Raw genomic sequence first — 2851 nt, 5'->3', positions numbered from 1 at the left:
CGGTACAATCGCTCCTCTTAGTCAATCGAATCATTTCTTCATTTGAATCAAATCTATGATTTCTTATGATGTCCAGTTTTGAGACATCTTTTTTTATTTATAGATATCAACTTCCTTAGTATTCTGGACCGATTCTAATATTTTACCTAACTGCATAACATTTTCTATAATCTTCTTATTCATATTCCCTTAAGTTATAAAACCTTAAAAGCTTACATGTATTATCAGAAATTACGCACCAATCTTTCAAGTTAAGTAAAGGAGAATTGAATTATAAGCACTAATTTTCTTAAGACGTTCATTTTTTGAAATTAAAGCAAATTTTAAAATACCATTAACAAAAAACAAATTTGATAAATGTCATGAATGTATCTAATTCAAAAATGCTACATCTATGACAAAAACAAAACAGATCCAACAATGTTGCAATTAGCCTGCTTGATTTAAATTTATTTTGATATATGTTATAATAAGATGTAAATGTCAATAATGTATCTAAATTAAAAAAGATACAACTATGACAATGTAGAGGAGGTGAGTTCTAACATGAAAACAAATGAAATTCTTATGTTCTTTCTAGATAAAAAGATACATCATTTTGATGAACTATTCTGTGCTATAAAAAAGGAATTCCCTGATGAAGATCTGACAGAAAATTCGCTAAGACAAATGATTAGCAGATTAAGAAATAAAGGTGAGATATATTCAGTGAGCAAAAACATATATGCCAAAGGTAAGAAGAATATATTTAAACCAAGTTATGATAGAAAAATGAAAATTCTACAAAATTACATCGAGGTGAATTATCCTGAAATAAAGTTTGTCGTATGGGATACGAATTGCCTAAACCTATTCAGTCATAATTATTATATGAAGTCATATAAGATTGTTGAGGTTGAAAAGGATTTTGAAGAAATAATATTCAATCATATTAAAGAAAAATATCCAAAAGCGCTGCTTAATCCATCTGAAAAGGAATATGATTTATACTTAGATGATGCTGATGTCATTATTGTTAAAACACTTTATAAAAGATCACCTATAAGTAAATCGAAAACAGGGCATTATCCTAAGATAGAAAAGATATTAGTGGATACTTATATAGAAAGAGATGCATTTAATTGGTTACAAGGAATTGAGTGGGAAAGAATGTTGATGAATGTTATTGATTCATGTGAAGTAGACCTAACCACATTAATAAGTTATTCACTATACAGAAGAAATGATAGCATATTAACTAACTTCTACACAGCAATGGAATACTATAAAGACGAAAATGACCATTATAATCAATATCTATCGTTCGCTGTAAAAGAAGGCGATTCATATAACTGGAAACTCCTAAACGAAAATGCAAAAAAAAAATTAATGAGGAACTGCAATATACTAGTGGATACAATAGAAACTTCAGAGGAGGGTTAGATGCTAACAAAGGTTAATTTTACGAAGGAATGGCTAGAGGAGCAAATGGCTGAAATGAAAAAAAGAGGTCTAAAAGCAGATTCTGTTCTCGTAGAGAGAAATATACATGCTTTTCACCTTCTTGAGAAATTAAAAGAGAATGGTTTAGAGTTTATATTTAAAGGTGGAACAGCCTTAATACTTCTTATCAAAGAACCTATTAGATTTTCAATTGACATCGATATTCAAATGAAACCTGTAGATTCAAATGACTCTTTAACGGCAATTTTTGAATTGATCATAGAGGGTGATGGTCCTTTTAAAACCTTCGAAGAAAATGTCAGAGATTCAACTGATATTCCTAAGAAACATTATAAGTTTTTCTATGATTCTATCAAGGAAAAAAATATCCCGATGTATGTACTGTTGGATATAGTGTTTGACGAAGAAACATATACGGATCTTATAGAGGTACCAATTAAAAATGCATTGGTAAAGACTTGTGATCCAGAGGTTACTGTGATTTGTCCATCATTATTCGCTTTACTAGGAGATAAAATGACTGCATTTGCACCTAATACAATTGGCATTCCTTATGATATTGGTAAAGACGTTGAAATTATTAAGCAGATGTTTGATGTTTCGAGAATGACAAACAAATGGGATGAAACTGCTTTTGAAGTTGTTGAAAGAAACTTCCATAAAAGTGTAGAGCAGAATGCACGGTTTAGAGGCTTGGACGACCTTAAGCCAGAGGATGTTCTTAATGATATAATCGATACAGCTTTAACTATAGTGTTGGTAGGGAAATATAAAGAGCTGAATTTTGAAAAACTTAAAACTGGAATCAAAAATATAAGAAATTATATTCATGGTGAAAAATACACATTTGAATCTGCTTTAAAAGATTCTGGTAGAGTTGCTCATTTGGCAGCTTCTATGTTGCATGGGTTTGAATTTAAGAACTATGAAGTTGGGGATGTTCCTGAAATTACTCAAGAAATGAATTACAGAAAAAGATTAAGTGTGATTAGAAAAATAGATCTTGAGTCGTACTACCATTGGGCGCACGTAATGGAGTATGTGAGCGATTAATCGATAGAATCTTAAGAGGTGCGAATTCTATTGAAGAGGATACTAGTAAAAATGTTAGACCAGAACATGTTTGCAACTAGATGGACCAGATTAAACCACGGATAGAAGGTATAATTTGGTTGATTGCAAAAGAGCGTTGGATTTAGGGATATTGCGCTCTAGGTAATTATAGCTTCAAATCAGTCCATAATCATGCTATAAGTAATTAAACTCTAGAGATGCTTGTTAGCAAATGTTAGCAGATTAGCAAAAAAAACAAAACAGCGACTTTCAAGAAAACTCTTGAAGGTCGCTATTTACGTGGTGCCGAAAGCGGGACTTGAACCCGCACGCCCCAAAGGGCTCTGGATTTTGA

Annotated in this window: 2 protein-coding genes; both read left to right on the top strand. The window is 31.4% G+C overall.

Going from position 1 to position 2851, the window contains the following annotated elements:
• Positions 1–546: 546 nt before the first annotated feature.
• Positions 547–1422: a DUF6577 family protein gene (locus AC3AX0_RS10790; RefSeq protein ID WP_487550294.1), complete on the top strand. Its 876-nt coding sequence runs from the start codon at positions 547–549 to the stop codon at positions 1420–1422.
• Positions 1423–2496 carry a nucleotidyl transferase AbiEii/AbiGii toxin family protein gene (locus AC3AX0_RS10785; RefSeq protein ID WP_487550293.1) on the top strand — a complete coding sequence of 358 codons (1074 nt, stop codon included), beginning with the start codon at positions 1423–1425 and terminating at the stop codon, positions 2494–2496.
• The last annotated feature ends 355 nt before the right edge of the window (positions 2497–2851 follow it).

Source organism: Dethiosulfatibacter sp., from assembly GCF_983023055.1.
Note: the sequence above shows the minus strand (reverse complement) of the source record. Positions and strands in the feature narration are given on the sequence as shown.